Here is a 25798-nt window from a genome sequence, read left to right as displayed (position 1 = left end):
CAGTTTATGCAAAAAAATTGATAATTCAGAAAATAGAAACTAATTGAATTAAAGAATGCCACATAAACTGTATAAATATCATTTTTAGTTTCCTATCTTATAAATAGTTAATTGATCAACCCTTTACAAATAGCATTATTCCTATTTGTATACAGATTTTATAATTTAAACATTAAAGCTAATTATAAAGAAATTAATGACTAGATTTAAAGAAAATTAAAACCGTTTTCACAAAAGACAAATTCACCTCTACTAAAAAAATGGAATAATTATAGTGCTAATTAGCTATTAGAAGCTAATATCAGTCTCCTATAAGATTTCTAAACCAGCTCTTCTAAATGGTGCTAATGAGTAATGATTGTTATCAAGTTCAGTTACTAAAACATCTAGTTTGTCTAAAGTCTCTATTTTAAAAGGTTGTACTTTTCCAAGTTTTTCTGAAATGCAAAGTGAAACCACTTTATTGCTTCGTGCAATCATCGATCTTTTAGTAATGGCTTCTTCCCTATCATTTTCAGTAAGGCCAACTTTTGTATGTAAACCTGTCATGCCCACAAAACAAATATCAGCATGAATATCTGAGAGATAGTTAATTACATCTAAACCAATTGTAAGATTAGAGCTTTTGTGTAGTTTACCACCCAATAAACAAACATCGAGCTCGGGGTGATCACAAAGCGCAAGCGCAACTGAAAGGGCATTTGTAAATATTGTTGCTTTTAACTCGTAAGGGATAATTTTGGCCAACTCATAATTAGTTGTTCCTCCATCTATAATAATTACTTGGTCATCTTCAATTAAAGATAGTGCTTTTCTAACTATCTTTACTTTACTGCTATGCGCATATATATTTTCAAGAGAAGATTGAAAAGAAGAAAAGGAGCTAGACATTGCACCACCATGTACTTTTTTAAGCTGTCCTTTATCAGATAATTCTTTTAAATCTCTACGAATAGTGTCTTCTGAAACACTAAGTCTTTCACTTAGATCTATAGATTTTACTTTATTGTAAGTTCTTAGTTCTTCTATTATAAAGTGGTGTCTTTCCTCTTTATGCATGACGTTTGAATAGATAAGGTATATAGTTTCATCTTCAATTTCCCTAAATAAAAATACTCTAGCAAATAAAAACAAATGGTTTTTACTAAAAAAGGAGTATTAATTGCTAAATCTTGCAAGATTGCAAGTGTGTTCGCGCACATTTTTGCAGTTTTTTTACTGAGTTTGTTTTGATTATTGCAAGATTATACCTTATTTGGGTACCAATTATTATCTATTTACCCTAACCCCTTAATCTATTAGTATGAAAAAAGGCTTAATTATTAGTCTGATTTTTCTTGTTGCCTGTAGTCAAATACTGCTCGCGCAAGATCTTGTTAAAGGAAGAGTCACCAGCTCAGAAGACAATGAACCCCTACCGGGTGTAAGTATTGTTGTTCAAGGTACCAACAAAGGTACTACAACCGACTTGGATGGTAATTTCTCCGTTCAGGCAACCAGCGAAGACGTATTGCTATTTTCCTACATTGGTTATCTAAAACAAAGTATAACTGTAGGTACACAAACTACAATTGATGTTTCTCTAGTACCAGATGCGCAACAACTAGATGAAGTTGTTGTTACAGCTCTTGGTATAGAAAGAGACGAAAAAGCACTTTCTTATGCACAGCAAACAATTAGTGCAGACGACATTAGAACAGCCCGCGATGTAAACTTTGTTAATAGTTTAGCAGGTAAAGCAGCAGGTGTTTCTATTCAGAAAAGTAGCTCAGGTACAGGTGGTTCAACCAAAATTGTACTTAGAGGTAATAAATCGTTAAGTGGAGATAGCCAGCCTCTTTTTGTGATTGATGGTATACCAATGGCAAATAATAAAGGTGGCCAACCCGGTATGTGGGGTGGAAACGACGAAGGCGATGGTCTTTCTCAAATAAACCCAGACGATATTGAAAGTGTAAGTATTTTAAGAGGTGCGAATGCTGCTGCACTTTATGGTAGCCAAGGTGCAAATGGTGTAGTACTTATAACAACCAAAAAAGGTAAAGAAGGCAAAGCAGTAGTAACATTTAATACCGGTGTAACTTTCGAAAATGTAATGGCAAAGCCTCAACTTCAATTCGATTACGGAAGTGTTGGGGGAGCTAAAGAAAGTTGGTCTTATGAAAAAGGAGATTATGCAGATAACTATGTAGATGATTTTTTCCAAACTGGTGTAAATGCTATTAATACAATAACAATAAGTGGCGGAAACGATAAAACAACTGCTTATTTTTCTTATGGTAATACATCGTCTAAAGGTATAATACCTAAAAATACTTATCAGAAAAATAACTTCACATTAAAGCAGTCTACTAAAATGGCTAACAACAAGTTGACCATAAGTTCTAGTATCATGCTAATGCAAGAAGAAGTTAAAAATAGACCGCCAGCTGGTTATTACTTAAACCCACTTACAGGTTTATATTTCTTCCCTCGTGACAGAGATTTTGAATCTTTCAAAAATAATTACGAAGTTTTTGATGAGACTAGAAACATGAATTTGCAAAACTGGTTTGTAAGTGATCACCATCAATCAAACCCTTATTGGTTAATAAACAAACAGCCAAGAACAGATGCAACTAAGCGTGTTATTGCCAGTATTCCTATCAAATATGAGTTTAATGATAAATTAAGCGTACAAGTTAGAGGAAACTACGATTATGCTGAAAAATTAAATGAGCAAAAGTTTTATGCAGGTGGTAACGCTACAAACATTGGAGCAAATGGTCGTTGGAGCTACCAAAAATACAATGATGAATTGGTTTATGGTGATGCGATAATTACATATAATAATACTTTTGGAGATTTTAGCTTAAATGGTGTAGCCGGTACAAGTTATCAGCAATCAACTTATGGTGATGGAGTAAGTGTAGATACAGAAACAAACAGTTTGCTTTACCCAAATGAGTTCTTCTTTCAAAATCTACCAACCAACGTACAAGTACAATCTGTTTATACAAGCAAACTTATTAAAGAAGCTGTATTTTTAAATGCTACTTTAGGATTTAAAGAGGTAGTATACCTCGATTTCTCCGGTAGAAATGATTGGGCTTCTACACTGGCTGGTACTGGTAACGATTCTTATTTCTATCCTGCTGTAGGTTTAACAGGTATTATTAGTGATATGGTTGTTCTACCAGATTTTATCAGTTTTGCTAAAGTTCGTGTGTCTTATTCTGAGGTTGGTAATGAAGTACCTTTCAACAGAATAAACCCACAACATACTATTAACTCTGGTGGTGGTGTTGATAGAAATACTGAAAGACCTTTTACCAACTTAAAACCTGAAATGATCCGCAGTGTTGAATTAGGTACAAACTGGAGATTCTTAAATGGTAGAGTTGGATTTGATTTCACTTATTATAACTTAAATAGCCAAGATCAATTTATTCGCCTACCTGCACCATCAGGATCTGGATATTCTTATTACTATGTAAATGCTGGTGAAGTTGTAAACAAAGGTGTTGAAATTACACTCGAAACAACTCCGTTAACTTCTCAAGATGCAGAGTGGACATCAACCTTTAACTTCTCAAGAAACGTGAATGAAATAGTTGAGTTACACCCTGATCTATCAGACAAAATATATTTAAGTGATTCAGAAGGTTTCCAATCAGTTATAGAGGCAGGTGGTTCTTTTAATGATATTTATGTATATAAATTCCAACGTGACGATCAAGGCCGCATCATCTTAGATTCTAGTACTGGTACTCCATTAAAAACTGCAGAACCAGAATACATTGGCAACTTAAATCCTAAATTTAGCTTAGGTTGGACAAACGGTGTTTCTTACAAAAACTTTGCTCTAAACTTTTTGATCTATGCTAATATTGGAGGTAAAGTAGTTAGCCAAACTGAAGCTATGTTAGATGGATACGGCGTATCTAAAAGATCTGGAGATGCAAGAGATGCTGGTGGTGTTACAATCGATGCAGTACAAGACGATGTTCCTGTAACAACCATTGACCCACGTTCTTACTATACTACAATTGGAGATAGAAATGGTATTAAAGAGCCTTATGTTTACGATAGAACTAATATAAGATTAACTCAGTTCTCTCTATCTTATAATATCAACACTACTTCACTGAACATTCCTGTAAAAGCAGCGTCAATATCATTTGTTGGTCAAAACCTGTTCTTTTTCTACAAAAAAGCTCCATTTGATCCAGAGTTAGCTATGAGTACAAGTACAGACTTCCAATCATTGGATAACTTCAACTTACCTTCTACAAGAACATTCGGTTTTAACCTCAAATTAACTCTTTAATAAAACGCTAAGTAATTCATAAAGATGAAATACATGAAGAAGATATATATATTTCTTACTACAACCTGCTTGTTAATTTTCAGTGCTTGTACTGGAAACTTCGAAGAAGCTAATATTAACCCTTACCAAATTTCAGATAAGTCTTTGCAACAAGATTTCAATCACGTTGGAGCGTTTTTTCCTTCAATGTTGAGCAATCTTTTTGGTAATCAGGTAAACCACAATTTGGTGAATGATTCATTTGTTCGTCATTTAGGAACACCAACTCCTTTCGTTGGAGGAATTAATAATACTACATACTACATTAGATGGAATGGTTACTGGGATCGCATTTATAATAATATAATGGCTCCAGGAAGACAAGTTATTCAGATTGCAGAAGAAGGCGGTTACGATGTATTTGTTGCTTGGGCAAAATTAATTCAGATTCTTGGTATGTCTAGGTTAACTGCTTACCATGGCCCAGTTATATATTCAGACTATGGTTCTTCAGAACAAACTATTATGTACGATAGTGAAGAAGAATTATATACACAATTTTTTGATGAACTAGACGAAATACTTGCTGTTTTTAATGCTAACCTAGATTATACTGGTATGGCAAACTTTGATGCTAGTTTTGGTGGTGATGTTAGTAGCTGGATTAAAGTGACAAACAGCATGAGATTAAGATTGGCTATGAGGCTTTCTAAAGTTGATCCTGAATGGGCAAAAGAAGAAGGTGAAAAAGCAATAAGTGATGCTGGTGGATTAATTTTAACTAATGATGAAAACTTCAACATCTCACTTTATGGTGCATTTTTCCACCCAGCTCAAATCTGTTTCCAATGGAATGATACACGTATGAGTGCTACTATGGAATCTGTTTTGATTGGTTATAAAGACAATAGAATCTCAGCCTTTTTTGACCCTGCTACAGATGATACATTGTACCCAGATCATCCTGATTCTCCTTATAAAGGTATTAGAAATGGCGCTCTTTTAGTCTCTAAAGATGATAGACTTACTTATTCTACCATCAGTTCAGACTTTGAAGCTTGGACAGAACGCCCTTATTTTAGAGCGGCTGAAACGCAGTTTTTATTAGCAGAAGCTGCATTAAGAGGTTGGGCAGGCACACAATCAGCTCAATACCACTATGAAGAAGGTGTGAGAACTTCATTTTCTGAGTGGGGAGCAAGTGGAGTTGATGAATATTTATTGGATGACACCAGCATTCCACTTAACTATGATGACCCTAAAGCAGACGGTGATGTAAATGATTTTGTTAGTAGAATTTTGGTTACTGTAATGTGGGATGAAGCAGATGACAACGAAACAAAACTTGAAAAAGTTATGACTCAAAAATGGATTTCTGGATATATGAATTCTATTGAAACTTGGGTTGATCACCGTAGAACAGACTATCCAAAACTTCCATTTAACTATAAAAACGATAGTAACGCCGACTGGGGAGTAATAGCAGCAGACGACTTCTTAAGAAGAATGCCTTTTACTACGAATGAGCGTACTGGTAATCCAGATGGAGTTGCTGATGCAACCTCTAAGCTTGGTGGACCAGATGAAATCGGTACTCGCTTATGGTGGGATACTGGTGGATCAAATTTCTAATGGTTTAACAATTTGACTAAAAAAAATGCTGCTATGAGAATAGCAGCATTTTGTATTTAATATTACTTCTAGTATTCAATTAAGCCACTTTTCTCCAAGTAACTTTAAATATTTTTGTCCCATCATTTGTTTCCATAGGAGGAGTAGATAATACAAGGATATCGTCTTCTATTTTTGCATATCTAGTTTCGGTAGTTCCTAACCAATTTGGCAGTAAAGAACCTTCAACATCATGTTTAAAAACACCTGGTTCTACTTCATTAAATTTGCCATAATATGCAGAAAATGAGGCAAAACTATTTGCCTTTTCTTCTAAAGTTCCTGTATTAAGTCCAACACTTTTAAAAGGAGCTCTTTCTTCTTTGAATATTTGAACACTCATGTATCCAGAATCCTGATACATAAGCATACCCTGCGGTGAATTACCATAAAAATCAACTTCCTCTCCTGCTTCAGTTTCATATACCCAACTGATTAATTTCCAAGATCCCAAAATACGAGCTCCTACCTTCTCTTTTACTAATTCTAACATACTAATTAATTGTTTGTGGTTTAGTTTTGATAATTTTCCTTAGTTTATCTTTTACCAGATTGCTTACAAATTCACTGTCATCGACTAGGTATCTGTGACCACCTTTTCTTTCGATAACTGTGTGTGGCAATGTGGTTTCTTCTTTCCATCTTGCTACTTGCTCTAAACTTACTCCCGGATCATCTTTACCTCTTAGCGAGATAATCGGGAATTCAAATGGAGTTTCATGCTCATATTTGAAGCTGTCTAACAATTTCAAATCTGCTCGCATGATGTTTACCAGACTTTGTCTCAACTCCTCATCTGGAATACTTTCTTTACTCAAATGAGGGAATCTACCGATGAGCTCTTCATCTGTCATCCTGTTTGTCAGGTCATTTCTGTCGTAACTAAACAAAGCTGGAGTGGATGAAGTAAATATCATTTCTGGTAATGGCTGCTGCTTTCTTCTGAACACCTTTGCAATTTCAAAAGCAATGGCTCCTCCCATAGAATGCCCAAAGAATACAAAAGGTTTGCTGTTGTTATGCTGATAGATTTCTTCTGCCAACTTACTCACTAACTCCGTCATATCTGTAAACATCTGCTCTCCTGTTCTGGAACCTCTTCCTGGCAGCTCAATGGCTCTTAGTTCTACTGCTGGATGCAATTCTTCCCAAGTATCATACAAAGTGCTGCTCGCACCAGCATCATGGAAACAGTACAAATAGAATCCTGCATCTTTTTCCTGATGGCTCACCCACCATGGAGATTGATCGCTATTGCTACCTGCTTCCTCTTTTAAGATGGCCTCATAAGTGAAAGCTGAAAACTGTCCGATGGATGCATATTTCCAGAAGTTATTCACGGCCATTTTAATGCCCATGGTCTGCTCCAACTGGTTTCTGAGCTTGATGGCCATTAAGGAATCAATGCCCAAACCTTTGAAGGTAGAACTGTTGCTAATCAAGTCGAGTGAAGCCTTGGTAATGGCCGCTACTTTTTTAGTGACAATCTGCGCAATTAGGGCAATGGTGGCTTCTTTCTCTCCTGTTTCCAGTGCCGTTCTTAACAGCTCTTCATCAGAGTGATAAGTGGCTTGTGCAGAAATGAGTTTAGAGAAATAATTGGTTTCTGCCAGGGTATCATAATGCTCAATGGTTTTTTGTACATCCATCAAAGCAATGCTGAGTTGGGCTGGGGCAAGGGTGTATAATTTATCTAAAATATCCAGTCCTTTTTCCATTTTGAAAGGAATGAATCCTTCATTGACAATGGATACTTCTGTGCTTGGAGTTTCATCTTCGGTGGTGGCATCTTCAATAGCTCCCCAGTTGATGGCCACACAAGGAAGACCTTGTTTTACTCTAAAATGCGCAAAGAAATCGACAAAAGTATTGGCAGCTACTGCACTTCCATGTCCATTTAAACCAATTAAAGAATTGGCAGAAGAAAAAACAATGAAGTGTTTGAGTGGCAAGTTTAAGCTGATGGTATGCAGGTTCCAAGTGCCCATCATCTTCGGTGCCAACATTTTCCTAAATGCTTTTGTATCCAACTCACTAATCAAAGCGGTTTCCATTAATCCAGCTGCATGAATGATACCTTTGATCGGTGGCATTTCTTCCTGCACTTGATTGATGGCTTTGTTCAATTGAATGATATCTGTGATATCGGCTTTGAACATTTTTAAGTTGATTCCTTTTCCACTGTGCTCATCAATGAAAGCCTGATGTTTTTCTTTGGCATCTATACAATCGTTGATCAAAGCAATATTGTGGATACCCTTTTGGATGATCCAGTTGATCATGGTATGGATGGCTGTGCCACAACCAGTGACCACAAAGGTTTTATCGTCTTGGAATTCGACTGTTTCCAAATTGAAAACAGGTAGGTTTTCTCTTTCCAGTCTGGAAGCATAAATAGCTTCTTCTCTGATAACCAGTTCTGGTTCATCTTTGCTTTCCGCAAAAATAACATCGTATAACTTGGCTACTTCTCTATCATCAGGGAAATAACTCAAATCGACTCTGGTGCAATGGTAAGCAGGTTCTTCATTGAAAAGTACCTTGGCTAGTCCCCACATTGGAGCCAGTGTGATATTGAGCTGAGTACTTTTGTTAGCTACTGGCAATAGGCCATTGCTCAACACCACCAAATTAGGGAAAGCATCCTGCATGGCATCTTGATAGCGCCCACTCATCACTTGATGCAGGTTGATCAAAAGAATACTACCTGCATTCTGGAAGTAATCCAGGTCTTCGACCAACAGGTTTTCATAATTGATATGGTCATTCAAAGAAGCAGCATGGATGATGCCCTCACAGTAAATGTGGTTGTCATGCAAGTGGGAGAATAACTCCTTGATGCGCTCTTTTTCTAAATAGTTGACCTGAAAATGGTTTTCATCAATTTTGGTAAACTCATCACCAAAACCTACTTTGATCAATCGGTGCCCTCTTTCTTTGAATAGTCGAATGAGTTTCTTTTCTACCCCCAAATGATCTTCAAAGATGAGCCATGTTTTCTCTAGCTTGCCTTCTTGGAGTTCGATAGATTCTTCCTCCACCAGGGCTTCCTGTTTTCTTGCCTGAATGTGTACTTTCTCCCAATTGGTGTGGTACAACCAATCGGTTTCCTTGTTGGAATAGAGCTGATCATTATCGATGATGACTGCCTCAATGAATTCAATATCAGCTAAGAAGTTGCCACTTTCATCATACAACTGCAAAGCCACCTGTTGTTTGGTGATGCCATTGGGCTCAATGATGGTATCAATGGTTTCTGCTTTTACCAAAATATCATTGCCCGGTTCTGGTTTGTTAAACCACCTAAATCCTTTTAACTGGGATAAGAAGGTAGAGTATTTTGTGTTTTTAACATCCGGAGCCAAAATCGGCGTAAAAATAGTTTGAAAACAGCTATCCAAGATGGCTGGGTGGATGAAATACTTGTTGTCATGACCTGCAATCAGGGAGTTGGGTGTCACATGGGCAATGGCTTGGGTATTGTTGATCAATATCCAGTTGATACCCTGAAAGATGCTGCCATACTGGATGCCAATCGAATTGGTCACCTTGTAGAAATCTTCCTTTTTAATGAAGGTATCATCCTTTGACCTGACTAGGTTATAGATATAATCATCAGAGACATATTCCCTGCTGCCACAGATTCTTAAGTTGCCTTCTGCAGTGGTGACCCATTTGATATTGCCCCCTGAAACTGTTTTTACATTGTAGTTGAACACGGCTCTATTGGCACCTGTTCGGGTGATTTTCAGCTGGGTATCAATGGTTTCATTGTCGTATAAGTAGATTGGTCTTTTAAAATGCAAGTCTTCTACCTGATGGAAGGCATTGCCAAAAGCTTCTTGCAAAGCGGCATACAAAATCTCCAAATAACTCACTCCTGGAAGTACTGTCGCATTGTTGACCACATGGTCTTTGACAAAAGACAAATGCTCTAAACTGAGTTTGTTTTCCCAGATGAAGATATCATCAATACCTGCCAATTGGATTCTGCGACCTAAAAGTGGGTTTTTACCCATCTCTCCATTTTTCTGCGCTGACCTATCTTCCAAAGCATACCTTTTCTTCTGCATCGGATAAGTTGGCAGCTGCATGGCTGGTGCTTTTTCTATTTGGTAAAACTCCTTCCAGTTAATGGCATAACCCTGCTCAAAGAGTTTCCCCACAAAACCATTGAATGAGCGTTTCTCTGGTTTATCTCTTAAAGTAGAACCAACCGTGACTACTTCTTTTTGTCTGCCCTGTGCACACTCATTAATAGCATTGGTCAGCACTGGATGCGGACTCATTTCAATGAAAACCGTATGGTTTTCTTCTAGCAATGTGCCAATCACCTCAGAGAACCTGACCATCCCTCTTAAGTTTTTTACCCAGTATTCTTTAGTCAATTCCTCTCCCGGAACTACTTGATTCAATACCGTTGAATAATAAGTAATCGGGTTTTTTACTGCTTTCAGCTCTGCAAGCTGAGTTTCTAGTGGTCCCATCAATGGATCCATCTGTGGAGAGTGAGAGGCAACATCCACCTTCACTTGGCGACAGAATAAATCTTTGGCTTCCAGTTCTGCCAGTACTTCCAAGAGTGAGGTTTCATCTCCGGCAATCACCGTAGATTTTGGGCTGTTACTTACTGCTACAGACAGCTTGCCATTGTATTTTTCAATCGTGGCCTCTGCCTGAGCTACAGTTAGTTCTGTTACACCCATGGCCCCTCCAGTGTTACTAACTGTTTTCATCAGTTTAGATCGGCTGCAAATGATGTTAGCCGCATCATTTAGGTCTATGGCTCCGGCAATAAAAGCAGAAGCTACTTCTCCCATACTATGTCCCACTACGGCATCTGGCATAATGCCTTTGCTCATCCAAAGTTTGGCAAGGGCAATCTCGATAGCAAAAAGTGAGGGCTGGATGATGTCAATTTCTTTGAGTCTACTAGCTTCTTTTTCCGCATGCAACTGCTCAATTAAAGACCAATCGGTGTATTTAGCAAAAGCAGCATCACAAGCATCAATCATGGCTTTAAATACCGGCTCTGATTGGTAGAGTTCTTTTCCCATGCCTACCCACTGGCTGCCTTGTCCCGGGAAGATGAAAACTACTTTGGCCTCTCCACTGAGTTTTGCTAGCGGTACCTCTTCTCCTTCCTCGTAGAAGATACGCAAGTTTTCTTGCAGCTCTTCTTGAGAGTTTCCGGCAATACTGATTCTGTAATTGAGCTTGGGTTTATTAATGATGGTGGCCGCACAAAGGGCTGCTACTTCTTCTAGCGAACTAGCATTGCCGATGTGTTCTGCATAGTTTTTTGCATAAGCTTTTAGTGCTGATTCACTCTTGGCTGAAAGACAAAGCAAGAAAGCATCGGTAGCAAGTACCGGCTCCGTTTCTTCTTTGACCTCAGCTGGAATGTATTCTTCAATCACTGCATGGGCATTGGTGCCTCCCCAGCCAAAAGAGTTGACACCGGCTTTTTTAGATTCTCCTTCCAGTGTCCCCCACTCACTATTGCTATTGTTGATTTCTAGTTTGAGTTCTTTGAAGGGAATATCTGGGTTAGGGGCCCTAAAGTTGAGGTTAGAAGGGATTTTTCCATGCTGCATGGCCAGCAATACTTTGAGCAAACCAGCAATACCGGCAGCGGCTTCCATGTGTCCAATGTTGGTTTTTACCGAACCGATTTTAAGCGGTCTTTCTTCTTGTCTGCCATTGGCAAAGAAGCGACCGATAGCGGTGGTTTCTGTTGGATCTCCCAGTTTGGTTCCTGTGCCATGGGCTTCTACATAATGCACTTCTGAAGGAGCAATGCCGGAGTTTTTATAGGCTTCTTCCAGCATTTCAATCTGACCTTTGGTACTAGTAGCTGGCAAGTTTACATTAAATCCATTGTTATTGATACTGCTTCCTTTTACCAAACCGATGATGTTATCTCCATCTCTTTGGGCATCTTCTAGTCTTTTTAAAAGGATAATGCCAGCACCTTCTCCCCTGACAAAACCATCTACATCATCACTAAAAGTACTACACTGCCCTTTCTTAGAAAGACCACCGAATTTAGAAAGCAAGATATATTGATCGTGGTCTAAGATATGGTTAATACCTCCCACAAAAGACATATCTGAGCTGCCTTCCCAAATACTCTGGCAAGCAAGGTGTAATGCCACCAGTGAAGAAGAACAACCAGTATCGACCACCAAACTAGGTCCAGTAAAACCAAAAGTATAAGATACTCGGTTGGCAATCACACTGGTAGACTGCCCGATGGCAGAGTGCAGAGTGGTATTGGCATTGAGGTGTTTTCTTAAGTGCTCAAAGTCATTCCAGACATTGCCCAGATAGAAGCCTACCTTTTTTCCCACAATCTCATCGTAAGACAGATTGTTATCTTCGATGGCTTCCCAGGTGAGTTCCAACATCAGCTTTTGAGAGGGTGACATCTCGATGGCTTCAGCAGGAGAAATATTGAATAATAAAGGATCGAAATCGTGAATTTTATCTAGAAAAGAACCATGCTTTTGATAGCATTTGTTCGGAGTGGCCGGATCTGGATCGTAGAACAAATCGAAGTTCCACCTTTTTTCCGACATCTCTTCGATTGTATTTCCTCCACTCGAAAGTAAGTCCCAAAAGGCTCTAATATTTGGCGCCTTGGGAAATCTACATGCCATTCCGATAATGGCAATGGGTGAAAGTTTATTCATAATTAGTTTAGTAGTTTATATGCAAAATACTCCAAATAGCTTTTGACTGATAATTTAACTACAATTGCCTAATTAAATTTGCTGTATATTCACAGATCAATATTGTGCAAATAATTAAAATTAGTAATGATGCAGAAACACTGTATGGTTAGTATATTTATTCATAAGGAAAATGATAATTAAAAAGAAAATCTTACAAGGTTAGAATTTTGTGAAATTATCTTTATCATATAAATAGATTAATAGATCTTTCATCATTTAAAACTCTATATGCAATGCTCAAAATAGAATACTCAAAATTAATTATTCATTTTATATGTAACATTTTGAGTTTTTTGAATTACTAGTAATACTTAACTATGTGTAATAGATTGTTATACTAAAAGTGTATTTTTTTGCGAATTTTTAGTTTGATGAAAACTTTGTATTAGAAGCATGCTACACTTTCTATTATAGCTCATTATTAATTCATACTATTTCTCACATGGTACTAAAATGAATATTTTTCAAAAATCGCTATAAAAATATTCATGCACTTTAACTTAATAATGCTTAATGAAAAGTTTAAGTTTTTAACCTCAAAAAAAGTGGTAAATAAACCAGCACTGCAATCACAGAAAATACTAATCCACCAATCGAGCCTGCGGCAAATGAAAACCAGAAAACTTCATTTTGCCCTTGCCAGATAAAAGGAATTAGACCTAATATCGTAGAAATGGTAGTGAGTATAATAGGAATAATTTTACTGTTAAAAGCTCTCAAATATCCTCTTAAATAATCATTCTGATACCTCAGATTCTTCTTTCTATAGTTATTAAAATCGTTGATGATAAACAATGCTGAGTTTACTACAATGCCACTGAGCAAAACAAAAGCGGCAAATCCACCTTGGTCAAAATTGAGATCAAAGAGATAAAAGGTGAGAAATAAGCCAATAAATGAAATCGGAATTAAAAGTATGACTGTAAATGGTTGACTCAGCGATTCAAATACGATACTACAAACAAAGAATATAATTACAATGGCCAAGAATAGTAGGTAATACTGGCTTTTATCTTCTTTGTTCCAACCATACCAACTTCTTCTTTTAGCTTGATAACCCAAAGGTAATTTCTCTTGCGTTTTTTCCGCATGTTCCTTCATCACTTTAGAAGCAAACTCTCCAGGACCAATAAAATCGTAAGCGACTACTAACTGGTATTGTTGGTCTTTCTTGTAAATCTCATTACCAGTTTTTGTTTTCTCTAGCTTACCAAAAGAACTCATTTTCAAACTTTTATCTTCTATTTGAATAGCCGCATTATTTAAATCCCAGACATTAAAAATTCCTGATTTGTCTGAAACTAAAGTCACATATTGGCTTTCATTCTGATTGAAAATATTGCCCAAACTAGTTCTATAAGTAGCATCTTTAATAAAGCCATGAAACTGATATGGACTGATCTCTTGCGCTACGAAAGATTGGAAGTTTAAATCCAAACCAAATTCGTATAATACCTTTGCCTGCCAACTAAAATCTCCTTCAATATCCACTTCTTTAATCCGAGGATTCACTAAGAGTTCTTTTCTTAAAGTTTCTGCATAGCGATAGAGCTGATCATAATTATAACCAGTTAAAATAATGGCACTATTCCGATAACCCATTGAAAGCGAATTACTAAAGCCTTGCCCCACTCCATAAACACTCCAATCTAGTCCTCCTAAGCTAATAGCTTTCGACTCGACCATCGCTTTGAGATAAAAAGGAAAACCTGAATTAACTGCCTCTTCTGTAAAAGTAATCGTAATACTAGAACTGTTATAGCTATAAATACTGGTCTGGAATTTTTCAATTTCATCGTATTTACTAATGAAATTTTCCATTTTTTCAATCGCCTCATTAAGCTGATTCACCGTGCAACCCTCTGGCATACTACCTCTTATATATAGTGTAGTTTGACCTGGCTCGCTATAATACGATTGATTGTACACCTTCTCTGTAAAAAGTCTTAAACTGCCGCCCAAAACTAAATCGGCATATTCTCTTACTTCGTCGTTGTACCAATCTGCCCCGAAAACCTGATTGTAGGTTTTTGTCCAAAAATCTTCTTCCTTTTCTTGTTCTTGTGCAACTGTTCCCTCTTCGCCCAATTTTTCTGGCAACATGTAAATTGGTAAACCAAAACTCAGAATAAAAATGATAATTCCGATCCATTTAAACCTTTTCTCAAACCTGATAAAATTGCCATAATACTTCTCAAATCGGAGAATCTTCTTTTTCCTTTTAAAGTATGTTTTATTCTTTTTGGTTTTGAGTGGGATTTTCTCAAATAGACTTGGAATAAGAAAATAAGCAATCAGCAGTGATACACTCAGGTTGATAATAATTACATAAGCAAAGTCTAACAAGTTTATTTGCTGCGCTTCATCTAATAAAAATACAATTAATATTGCGCCAATAGAAGTGAGTGTAGCTGCCAAAATGGAAAGAAAAGCATGCTTATTTCCATGATGCCTGAGATGATCTAGCATGACAATACTATTGTCGATCATGATACCAAAAGAAATGGTAATGCCCGCCAGCGAATACAAATGAATTTCTAAATTAAATGCCCAATAGAGAATAAAACTGAGTAGTAAATTAGCTAGTAAGCTCAATAATATCAGCATTAAATACTGCCATTTTCTACTAGCTATCCAAACAAAAAGCAGCAAAATTAGCATTGAAAACAGCATTCTATAGCTAATCTTTTCCAGCTCTTTTTTCAGGTATTCAGTCGTATTATACATAGTTATTACACTGTAACCGACTGGTAATTCCTGCTTAAGACTTTCCATTTTTTCAAGTACAGCTTCAGCCAACTGGATGGTGTTTACATGATCTTCCGGATAAACCACAATGTTGATGGTATTTAATCCATTGATTCTAAAATACCTGCTTGGAGCTTGTTCTACATAGCGGACATGTGCAATATCTCCTAACTGAATAATCCTATTTTCTACTTTCTTTATTGGAATTCGATCCCAAACTATCTGGTCTGGCACATTGGTTTTGAGCTCAAGTCTGATCTTTCTATCAGAAGTATTAATACCTTTTATAAGACCTAAACCCAAATTCTCTTTCTTAAAATAATTGTTGATGGCAGATGCAATTTCATCACCGCTAATTCCTAACTGCTGTACTACTTCCGTCTGAAATTTAATTTCCCATTCGAAAGGGGTTGCTCCATAAACCAAAACTTCATTTACCCCACTAATTAAAGCCAACTTCGATTTTAATTTTTGCTCGGCTACCTGCTGTATGTACAAAGGTGGAGCATTGGCATTCAAGGTAAAAGTGATTAAAGCCGATTTATTATTAGTTTGCCCTAATGAAATTTGCGGATAAGTAACTTGCTCAGGAAAATTTCGATATTGCTGCCTGATGTAAGTCGCCACTTCGAAACGAGCAGCATCCATGTCCACCTCATCTTTAAATTCAATTTCTATCTCACCACTTCCCTTTTTTGAAACTGAATTGATGGATTTTAAACCTCGCATTCTAGATAATGATGCTTCTAGTGGAGCAGTTACTTCTTGCTCAATTACTTTTGCAGAAGCATCTGGCCAGCGATAACTTACAGTGATAGAAGGTAAACTTCGAGAAGGTGTAAACTGAATATCAAGCAAAGGAATGAGTGATGCACCGATTATACAGAGCATCGAGAAGATGATGAGTACTGAAAATGCCGATATGGTAGTTTTTTGCTGCTTCATTTTATCATACTATCAAAATCAGCCGAAAGTGGTGTATCTTTTCCATAATCAAATAGCGTGAGCTCCTGAATCTCATAATACACGCGCCAAAGGTTATACAAAGCATCAATATAAGACTCTTTTTCTTGCTGCCTCGCTTCAGCAGAAGCATTAAGTTTAAGCACATCTACATTGCCCAGTATAAAGCGCTTTTTGGTAAGTTGATAAGCCTCCTCAGAAATTTCAGCGGCACGCAAAGCATTCTCAACAAGTTGATGTTGCAAATTATAATCGATTACGTTCAAGACAATCTCTTGCTCAAAATCCATTTTACTTTGTTCCATTTCAATTTGAGCTACTTCCATTTGTTTTAATGCCAACATTCTCTCTCCTTTTCCTTGCCCCCAGTCTACTAATGGTATTTGAATACCAACTGCCACAGCCTGCCGGTTGGTTAAATTATTATAAGTCTGCCTAAGCGTTTTATCACTATTATTTAAACCGAACTGCGCAACTACATTGGCATTAAAGCGAGTGTCTTTATTTATCTGATCTAGATTTTTTTCTGCTTCTAACATACTTTCTTCTAAGCGCAATGGCTCAGGATTATACCTCATCCCGTTTTCAATAGCTTTTTCTAAAGGGATATTTTTCACGAAGTTATTTTCAGGAATCATTGGTGTAATGAGCGCATCTTTACTCATGCCTAAGAATGAAGTAAGGTTATATTGAGCCACTTTTACTTCTTTGCCTGTTCTTGCTACCTCGATAGAAGCCGAATACTTATTGAGTTCTAAATTGAGTAAATCTTCTTTAGTGATGGAAGCTATTTCAAAACGCTTTAAACCAATATGATATAAAGTATCTGATGTTGCCTGATTGCTTTTTGCAATTTCTAAACTGACTTGTGCTATGAGCAAATCAAAATAGTAATTAATCGCAAAAAGTCTTGCTTGCTGCATTACTTCCAGATACTCTCTTTTTGCCAATTCGTAAGCTAACGGACTCAACTTTTTTTTCCACTTGAAATCATTAAAGCCCAAAATTGGCTGTGTGTAAGCCAGTTGCACTGGACTTGCATTAAAAGCCGAATATTGATCGTCTGTCAAGTTTTCTAAATGATCTAAACTACTTTGCAGAGAAAGTGTACCACCAGAAAAAGCCAAATTTTGATCGATGGAAACAGTGGAATAATTGTTCAGTGTTTGTGTTTCGTAATAAGCAAATGCTTCTTCATTACTATTCCATTGCTGAGAAAAAGAACGATTATAATCAACTGGAGTAAGCTTTAGGTTGACTTGAGGTAGCAAGGAAGCCTTGTATGAATTATATTGCCAATAACCAGCCAGATAAATATTAGTAGATTTTAATGCCAATAGTGAAGTAGTGGTAGCCCTATCAATTACCTCCTCAATACTCATTTGATCAGTTTGTTGGGCAAAGGCAAATTGAACACTTAACAGGAAGATGGCTATCAACCTTGATGGTTTAAAGATGCTATGTTGAAAGTTAAACTGCTGCATTTGAGTTAGTTCCTTTTCTGTTCAGATAGAAATAAAATAAGGGGATAAAATAAAGACTCACTATGGTACCAATCGTCATGCCGCCAATAATGGCAATGGCCATAGGTCTTTGCAAATCTGCTCCCAAACCACTTGTAAAAAGAAAGGGAACCAATGCCAAAACGGTTGTTAAACTAGTCATCAGAATTGGTTTTAGCCTTCTTTGTCCGGCAACTACAAGTGCTTTCATCAAAGGATATCCTTCTTTTCTTAGTTGATTAATAGTATCGATTTTTAAAATTGAATCATTGATAATGATACCAGACATCACAATAATACCAATGAGAGACATCAAATTTAAAGACTCTCCAAAAACACTTAAAACCAGCAATACACCAAAAATATCGATCGGAATTTCTAGTAAAACAATAAATGGAAGCGTTAAAGACTCAAATTGGGATGCCAAAATAAAATAGAGCAACAACACAGAAATAAGCATAATCGTGGCAAATTCTTTTACTAGCTCCTGATTAGAAAAAATCTCCCCTTCAAAAGAGACTTCAAAGTTTTTATCGTGGCTCACCACCTTGCGAATTTCATCCATCATTAGCTCACCTGCTTCAACTGGTAATTGCAGGTTTAAAGGAAAATATTCTCCTTCTTTTCCAGCACTTACATCCTTCAAATCCAGACTTCTAGATTCTCTGAGTAGCGAACTTACCGGAATCACTTTGTTATCTTCGTTGGTAATTTCAAGTGAAGCAATCACTTCTTTGTATGATTTAGGCCTGCCACCAAATACCACCGGAATAAAATGTTGCCCTTCGTTAATGGTTATAATTTCATGTTCACCAAAAGCACTTTTTAATTTGGTATATAAAGTTTGCAGTGAAATGTCGTAAAGCATCAACTTAAGCGGATCTACATTGATTTGAACATACTCTTGCCAAGCGGTGCTTTGCACATAATTCTCTTTAATTACTGGATGCAACTTTAAAAGCAGTGCCTGTAAATTCTCATTGGTATTGGGCGTGATATCAACAGGTCTCAATTTAGCTGTCAGTGGATAAGAATCCCCAGAGAAAATAAGGGTAAAGATGTTTTCGGAGGCTAAAAACTCAAAAGTTGCGTCTGGGTAATTTTGATTGATGCTTTGTGTTAAGTCTGAAGTAAGCCTGGCTAAATCTTCTGTATTATTGGCTTTAATATACACTTGTGATTCTGAAGCACTGGCTGCTGCTTCGCTATTTAACAAAAACTGTTGGGTACCAATTTGCGAAACTTCATCAATATAAAGCTGCTGCACTTGGCTCAATATTGTATATATTCTTTTTTTGTTTTCTTCAATGTGTACAGGCTCATTCCAATCTATCTTTAAAATCGTTTCAGTTTGAGCGATTTCTGGCAAATTTTCTTTTTTTACTGTAACAAATAAAAGTACCGATAAGCCTAACATGCTTAGAAACAGCACCCAAACTACCAGTTGATTTCTTAAAGTAAACCTCAATCCTTTTTCATACACATCTGCATAGTTAAACAAGGTGATTTTACTGATAGCTGTTAATAGATTGTCTTTTTTAGATTTTCGTTCATAGAATAATTTAAAATAAACAGGCAGTAGTGTGATGGATACAATAAGCGAAACAAACAAACCAATAGTGACAGAAAGGGCTTGCTCATAAAACATCGCACCTGCAATTCCACTAATAAAAATCAATGGAATAAACACCGCACAAGTAGTAAGTACTGAGCTCAACATCGGTCTAATTACCTCATTGGTACCATTTATACAAGCACTTACTAAATCTTTGCTGCGCTCATAATGTTGGGTAATGTTGTCAATTACAATAATGGAATTATCGATCATCATCCCGATACCGAGTACCAAACCAGACAAAGAAATGATGTTTATAGACAAGCCTGCCAGATTAAAAAATAGCAAAGAAACCACCAAAGAAGTTGGAATGGTAATGCCAATGAGTAAAGGCGATTTTAAGTCTTTCAAGAAGAAAAACATCACAATAAAAGCAAAAAAAGCACCCCAGAAAAGGCTTTGTTCCACATTAGAAATGGAATAATCTAGCAAAGCCGTTTGGTCTCTATTGATAGAAAACAAAATATCTGGATAGTCTTGCTCAAAGTGATTAACTAGCTCATGTAGTCCTTCTTTTAGATCTTCCATCTTGGCATCAGATTGTTTGATAATGGCCAGTGTCACAATGTTTTGTTCTCTGGATGTGACCATGCCATTCATGCTTTCCGGATGTGCCATTACCTCTGCTACATCTTTGAGTTGCAAAAGGTGATCATCTATTTTTAGATGGATGTTTTCAATATCAGTCTTGTTTTGCAAAGAGTTAGCAAAGCGGATATTATATTGATACTGCGCATTTTTTACTGTGAGATTACTCAGCTCCAACTCCATACTTTTAATTTGCTCTTCGAATTGAGTTAAAGTGATACCCAGCGCATTGAGTTTGTTTAAATTGGGAATAATGAGTAATTCTTGAGTCACCAAACCGCTCATATCTACCATTGCCACAGAGGCTTGCTGTTCCAGTCTTTTCTTGATCACGTTATCAGCAAAACCACTGAGCTCCACAAATCTTTGCGGAACAGGATAAAACTCACTGGTAGTTTTAAAAGGTGTGCCTGTATTTTTTAAAGCTAGATTGAGGTAGAAAACAGGTACATCAGAAGCACTGGCCTTTAAGGCTTTGGGGTGGTCAATCTCTCTCGGAAAATCGTTCATTGCCTGATCGATCTTTTCATTTACATCGATAAATGCATAGTCGATATCAGTACCATATTCCATCTGCAACTGGATAACTCCCAAGCCATCTCTGGTGTTACTTTGAATATCTACCAAATGAGCAATTTGCATCAGGCTATTTCTGAGTGGTTTTATCGCTGTTGATTCCAATTCTCTAGCAGAAAGGTTCTCTGCATTTACCTGCACGGTAATTACAGGAATGTCCATCTCAGGAATCAAAGAAACCGGCAGATTGAGCATAGCTACCACACCAAGCATCAGCACAGCAATGTAACTCATCGTTAAAGCAATCGGGCGATATAGTAGGAATTTTACCATTACAGTTTTTCAGTGATCAGTTAACAGTAATCAGGTTAAACAAATATGAAAACTGTCCACTGTAGTCTGATATCTCCTTCACAGTTAAATGTAGACTGTTCACTGCTAGTTGACTCATTGTTTTATTCTCGTTTTCTTTAAGATGCTAAATAATATTTTTGAAAGTTCATCTGCTTTTTGATAAAGCTTGTCATATAGTGTTTGTTCTAAAAAATGGGTTGTGTTTAGTAAGTCTAACCAGTATTTTGTTTCTAAGCTTTCTTTATAGGAAATAGATATTTTAGCTGAAAAATCTGCTTGAGAAATTGCTCCATTTGCTTCTGCCAAATTTGCACCTATAGATGTTCCTGCTTTTAAAAGTTGTTTACTCATTACAAACTCCTTTCTATCTTCTGTTAAATTCTTATATACTTTTACAATTTCCACTGCCAAATCAAATGCCTTTTTATATGCAATACTATTTGGAATCATCTTTTTACAGTTTTCAGAATACAGTTAGCAAAATGCAGTCAACAAATTAAAGAATTATGTAACTAAAAACAGTTAATTATTTGAGTTTTCTTTTTATTGCTGTATTATTTTATATCTGCTCATTGATCACTGTCAACTGCTAACTATTTATTGCTTTATGTTAACTGATACCTGTCTACTGTTAACTGATCACTGTTCACTGAAACTTACTGCACTGCTACTTCCGATTCGTGGGCTAGATTCAAGTTGCCTGAGATGATGACAGTGTCACCGACTTCTAGGCTGGCTTGTTTATCTGGATGCGCGACTACGGCATAAGAATCACTGTTTTCATACAAAATTTGAAGATAAGTCCAATACGCTTTACCATCTACCACTTTAAATAAAACATCTTGGTTTTGCCTGATCACCACAGCTGCTTTTGGCACCACATACTGATCTGAAACTTCTTGCTCAATCAACACCTTTACATTCATACCTTCTAGCAATCCACCCGTATTTTTTACGGTGGCTTGTATCGTAATTAACCCGTGTTCGTCTACCAGTGGATTAATTGCTGTAATCGTTCCTTCAAACTTTTCGTTGCTGGCAAATGGAACTACAGTGATACCTAATCCCACAGTTAATTCATGAAACTCAGATTCTGTTACCTGAAATTCAACTTCAAAACTGGAATCATCTATTAAAATACAGAAAGGCGCTTCACCAGTGGGATGTTCGTAAAGTTTGTTGCTTAAACTGGCAATTTTACCAGAAAAAGGAGCAATTAAAACAGTATTGTTAAAATCTTGCTCTGCTTTAGAAAGTTGTTGTTGAGCTTCTGTGTAACCTGTACGGATTTTAGAAGTTTCAAACAATTGATCAGGTATATTGGTCGAGTCTTTTAAATCGTAACCTTGACCAATTAAAAAATCTTCAAGCTCTAATCTGGCTTTTTCTATGGCAATTTTTGCTTCTGCTAAAGATAACTTTTGTTCTTGTTGTTGCAACTGAGCAATAATACTCCCCTTTTGCACAGAGCTACCATTTTTATATGGCAAGGTACTCACAACTCCATCCGACGAAAATGACAACTCACTCTTTTTTAAAGCGTGCAATTTACCATTACTCACCAATTGCTTAGAAAAAGTACCCTTATCTAAAACCAATACCGATACCGGATTTTTCTCTTCTAGATAGACTCTTTTATTCACATCTTCTTCTGTGGGGGACTTTTTAGCCGAACACGCTGCCAGCCAACAAGAGATGAACAGAAAAACTGTTAGTGGTTGAAAGTATAGTTTCATTAGTAAGTTTATCTTGTCAGTATTCAAACAAATGAATTTTATTCTCAATTATACTAAAAAAATAGTATTTTCATAAGCATTGCTTAAAATTATAACTAAACTTTTAGTTTTGTTTATGCCTTTTATATCACTTCACTAAACATACGTTCCCATTTTATTCCTTTCTGATCTTTTGAAAATAATATAAATTCAACTTTACCAACAATATTTTTTTTTTGTACAAAGCCCCAAAATCTAGAATCCTCAGAAAAAGATCGATTATCACCCATCATAAAATAATAATCGTATTTAAATGAATACGAATTTACTTCTTTGCCATTTTGATAATACTTATTCTCTAATTCCTCTATATGTGCCTTTTCTATCTTATTAATTACTTTCTCATATAGAATATAATTTTCTTTATTTAACTCAATATGCATTCCTTTAGACGGAATTATTATAGGACCAAAATTATTGGCAGACCATGCAAAATTTACATTGTTGGGATAAAATTTATTATTTAAAGTATCAACCTTTTCAATTTCAGTAGTAAGAGAATCAATTGATTTGTTTTTCAGTAGAGTTAACTTTTGATTTTGATTTAATGCTACAGAAATTATTTGATTAAGTTCAGTGGAATTGAAAATAGGAGATATAGATAGTGAATCTAATAGCTGATTTATTTCAAATAGATTATTGTAATTAATTGAATAAACTTTTCTGACACTCAAAGCTTCATTAATCAATGTATTATTAATGAAAACATTTGAATCAACTATTTTTAATGTATCTTTAGGAAGACCTACAGCTCGTTTTACAACAAATTTGCTCTCATTGTTAGGCATATTAAAAACAATAATCTCATTTCTTTTCACTATAGAAAACCCAGGCATTCGATAGTATTTCCACCAACCTACATCACTAGCATTTTTTAGTTGTTCTTCATTAAAAAAAATAAAAGAGATAATATTTATTACTGGAATTTCTAATATAGATTTTGGCAAGCGAGCTCCATAACTAATTTTATTAACTAATATAATATCTCCTTTTTGCAATGATGATTTCATAGAGTCACTTGGAATAAAAAAAAGCTGAGTCACAAAAATTTTACAAGAAATAATTATCGCAACAAATAGAATTAGATATAAACTGAATTTTAAAACTTTAAAAGTTGACATTTTTAATTATCATTTTATTATACAGTTGATTTATTTCACTATTCGAAGTCGGACTGCCTAATAATATAACATTATTAAATTCATCTAACATAAATGTGTTACAATATTCATATTCAAGTTTATTTTGTGATAAGAAGTTTTTATCATAATCTAAATAAACTGGAATATTTTGAGGAACTTCAAAATCAGTATCCAAATAAAAGTATTTGAATAACTCGAAATTATCATCTGATATAATGATAAAAATAAATGAAATTGTCTGTTTATCTTTAACATACTTAGACCATTTTTCTAACTCTAGTACACAAGAACTACAAGATGAATCAATAATACTAACAATTTTTTTTGATTTGTTTGACGCTTCTTCTGGAATAGCTTTACCTTCTTCACCATTCATTCTAGTGAGTCTTTTAAGGCTTTCTGGAAAAGTAATCATTCTTCCTAGAAGACTTAAACCATGTTCTTCTACTTTTTGAAATTTTAAGTTATTTCTCTCATTCGTACATGATATAATCACACTTATAATAAGTATAACAAGAATAAATTTAGAATATAATTTTTTCATTTATTGTCTAAGTTTATATATGATAAAACTCCTTCTTCAGGTAAATAAGCATATAATTTTTTCTTATCAATACCTATAGTTGCTATTGCTGATTCAGAAAAAAAACTTTTATCCGGTTTTCCGTCCCATGTATATCTAAAGATGTATTTACCATAAGACCATAATTTACTTTTTTTTAAATTACCAGAATACAAACCATAAATAAATTGATTTGTCGCTACTGAAGAGACAAAAGCTTTCTTAGTTTTATCAGTCTTTTTCATATATGATGTATTACCTCGTTTACCTAATTCATAGTCAACTTTATATTGATCAGGTCCATGTAACTTATGCTGTAATTTACCATTGTTGTAAATTTCTATTAAATCCATATAGCGATATAAAATAGCAAGATTTCCAGATTTATTAGGTTTAACATTAATGTAAAATAAATGTGCATCTTTATACCCGGTTATCGTTTCAGTATTAGGTATATTATCAAATAATCCAATTTTTTCAACATTCCTATTTTTCTCCAAATCAATAATTGACATCTTATACTTTGTTTCTTCATCTACAAGAGAAACAACAACTTTAGATGTATCATAATAATCTATTTGATAACTTGATATTTCTGCATCAATAGTGGTAAAGCTTGCGTTTTGTGATTCCAATAAACTATCTAAATTACATGTAAGAATTTCTCTTTTTGTAATGTCATATGCCCAGAAAGTATTATTTATTATACCTGAAGATGAAATGCCTAACGCCTCTCCAGGCCCTCTACCATATGGCAATATACTTTTTATAACTTTCTCTTGTTTCAATGAATAAATTTGAAACCAAAATTTTTGACCACGGATATCAGATTTTATAATTAATAAAGAATCATGAGGATGAATATCTCTTGGTATAAAATCATGAGGTTTAAATAAAACTTTAAATTTTAATGTATCAATATTATTAAATTCACTAAAATATGACTCATCAGATTCAATTTTTGTGTCTTGACTACAAGAATTTAATAATATGGATATAATTCCAACTAATATGGTATATATTTTCATTTCCTTTATAAAAAATCTATTCTTCATAAAATTTGATAATTTAAAATTATTTTAGATTCTAATTATGCAAAAAGTAATCTTTAAGCTATTGATATAAATATTATGAAATAAGTGCTTGTATGTTTCCTTTTCAAAGAAAGAATTTAATACTAAAGTTTTTAATAAATTAGACTTGCTGTTTATCGAATATAAATATGTGTTTAAAAACAAATGGACATCCTTTTACTTTAGATTAAACTTATTATCTCCACTTAGTAAAAGTTACAATAAATTGGGCAACCAATTATATGAAATATATTATTACTCTAT

Annotated in this window: 13 protein-coding genes; 2 read left to right on the top strand and 11 right to left on the bottom strand. The window is 35.3% G+C overall.

All coding sequences use genetic code 11. The features are described from left to right. Positions 1-309: 309 nt before the first annotated feature. Positions 310-1059 (bottom strand): DeoR/GlpR family DNA-binding transcription regulator, encoded by a 750-nt coding sequence (locus OQ292_RS25990; protein WP_284687105.1) that lies wholly within the window; start codon positions 1057-1059, stop codon positions 310-312. A gap of 244 nt (positions 1060-1303) precedes the next feature. On the opposite strand from OQ292_RS25990, the gene OQ292_RS25985 reads away from it, so the two are divergent. After that, the gene (locus OQ292_RS25985) at positions 1304-4309 is read left to right on the top strand and encodes a SusC/RagA family TonB-linked outer membrane protein (RefSeq protein ID WP_284687104.1); all 3006 of its coding nucleotides are present in this window, start codon (positions 1304-1306) and stop codon (positions 4307-4309) included. Positions 4310-4342: 33 nt separating this feature from the next. After that, entirely contained in the window at positions 4343-5920 is a 1578-nt protein-coding gene (locus OQ292_RS25980; RefSeq protein WP_284687103.1) for a SusD/RagB family nutrient-binding outer membrane lipoprotein, read from the top strand. A gap of 79 nt (positions 5921-5999) precedes the next feature. Here the strand turns inward: OQ292_RS25980 and OQ292_RS25975 are convergent, their stop codons facing one another. From OQ292_RS25975 to OQ292_RS25930, 10 genes are all read right to left on the bottom strand, one after another. After that, positions 6000-6452 (bottom strand): lipocalin-like domain-containing protein, encoded by a 453-nt coding sequence (locus OQ292_RS25975; protein WP_284687102.1) that lies wholly within the window; start codon positions 6450-6452, stop codon positions 6000-6002. A gap of 1 nt (position 6453) precedes the next feature. Next, the gene (locus OQ292_RS25970; RefSeq protein ID WP_284687101.1) at positions 6454-12654 is read right to left on the bottom strand and encodes a type I polyketide synthase; all 6201 of its coding nucleotides are present in this window, start codon (positions 12652-12654) and stop codon (positions 6454-6456) included. 564 nt (positions 12655-13218) lie between these two features. Further along, positions 13219-16389, bottom strand: a complete 3171-nt coding sequence (locus tag OQ292_RS25965) for an efflux RND transporter permease subunit (RefSeq protein WP_284687100.1) — start codon at positions 16387-16389, stop codon at positions 13219-13221. Continuing rightward, positions 16386-17891: a TolC family protein gene (locus tag OQ292_RS25960; protein WP_284687099.1), complete on the bottom strand. Its 1506-nt coding sequence runs from the start codon at positions 17889-17891 to the stop codon at positions 16386-16388. Before OQ292_RS25960 ends, OQ292_RS25965 begins: the two co-directional genes overlap by 4 nt. After that, the gene (locus OQ292_RS25955; protein ID WP_284687098.1) at positions 17878-20961 is read right to left on the bottom strand and encodes an efflux RND transporter permease subunit; all 3084 of its coding nucleotides are present in this window, start codon (positions 20959-20961) and stop codon (positions 17878-17880) included. Before OQ292_RS25955 ends, OQ292_RS25960 begins: the two co-directional genes overlap by 14 nt. A 114-nt stretch (positions 20962-21075) precedes the next feature. Next, entirely contained in the window at positions 21076-21432 is a 357-nt protein-coding gene (locus OQ292_RS25950; protein WP_284687097.1) for a four helix bundle protein, read from the bottom strand. A 206-nt stretch (positions 21433-21638) separates the two neighbouring features. Next, on the bottom strand, positions 21639-22718 hold the full coding sequence (locus OQ292_RS25945; RefSeq protein WP_284687096.1) for an efflux RND transporter periplasmic adaptor subunit: 1080 nt from the start codon (positions 22716-22718) through the stop codon (positions 21639-21641). A gap of 122 nt (positions 22719-22840) precedes the next feature. Next, entirely contained in the window at positions 22841-23878 is a 1038-nt protein-coding gene (gene lepB, locus OQ292_RS25940; protein WP_284687095.1) for a signal peptidase I, read from the bottom strand. Continuing rightward, the gene (locus tag OQ292_RS25935) at positions 23865-24443 is read right to left on the bottom strand and encodes a hypothetical protein (protein ID WP_284687094.1); all 579 of its coding nucleotides are present in this window, start codon (positions 24441-24443) and stop codon (positions 23865-23867) included. The genes lepB and OQ292_RS25935 overlap by 14 nt, the downstream gene beginning before the upstream one ends. Next, positions 24440-25516 carry a BF3164 family lipoprotein gene (locus tag OQ292_RS25930; RefSeq protein ID WP_284687093.1) on the bottom strand — a complete coding sequence of 359 codons (1077 nt, stop codon included), beginning with the start codon at positions 25514-25516 and terminating at the stop codon, positions 24440-24442. Before OQ292_RS25930 ends, OQ292_RS25935 begins: the two co-directional genes overlap by 4 nt. Between the last annotated feature and the right edge of the window lie 282 nt (positions 25517-25798).

Origin of the sequence: Chondrinema litorale (assembly GCF_026250525.1) — a bacterium.
Classification (GTDB): Bacteria; Bacteroidota; Bacteroidia; order Cytophagales; family Flammeovirgaceae; genus Chondrinema; species Chondrinema litorale.
Note: the sequence above shows the minus strand (reverse complement) of the source record. Positions and strands in the feature narration are given on the sequence as shown.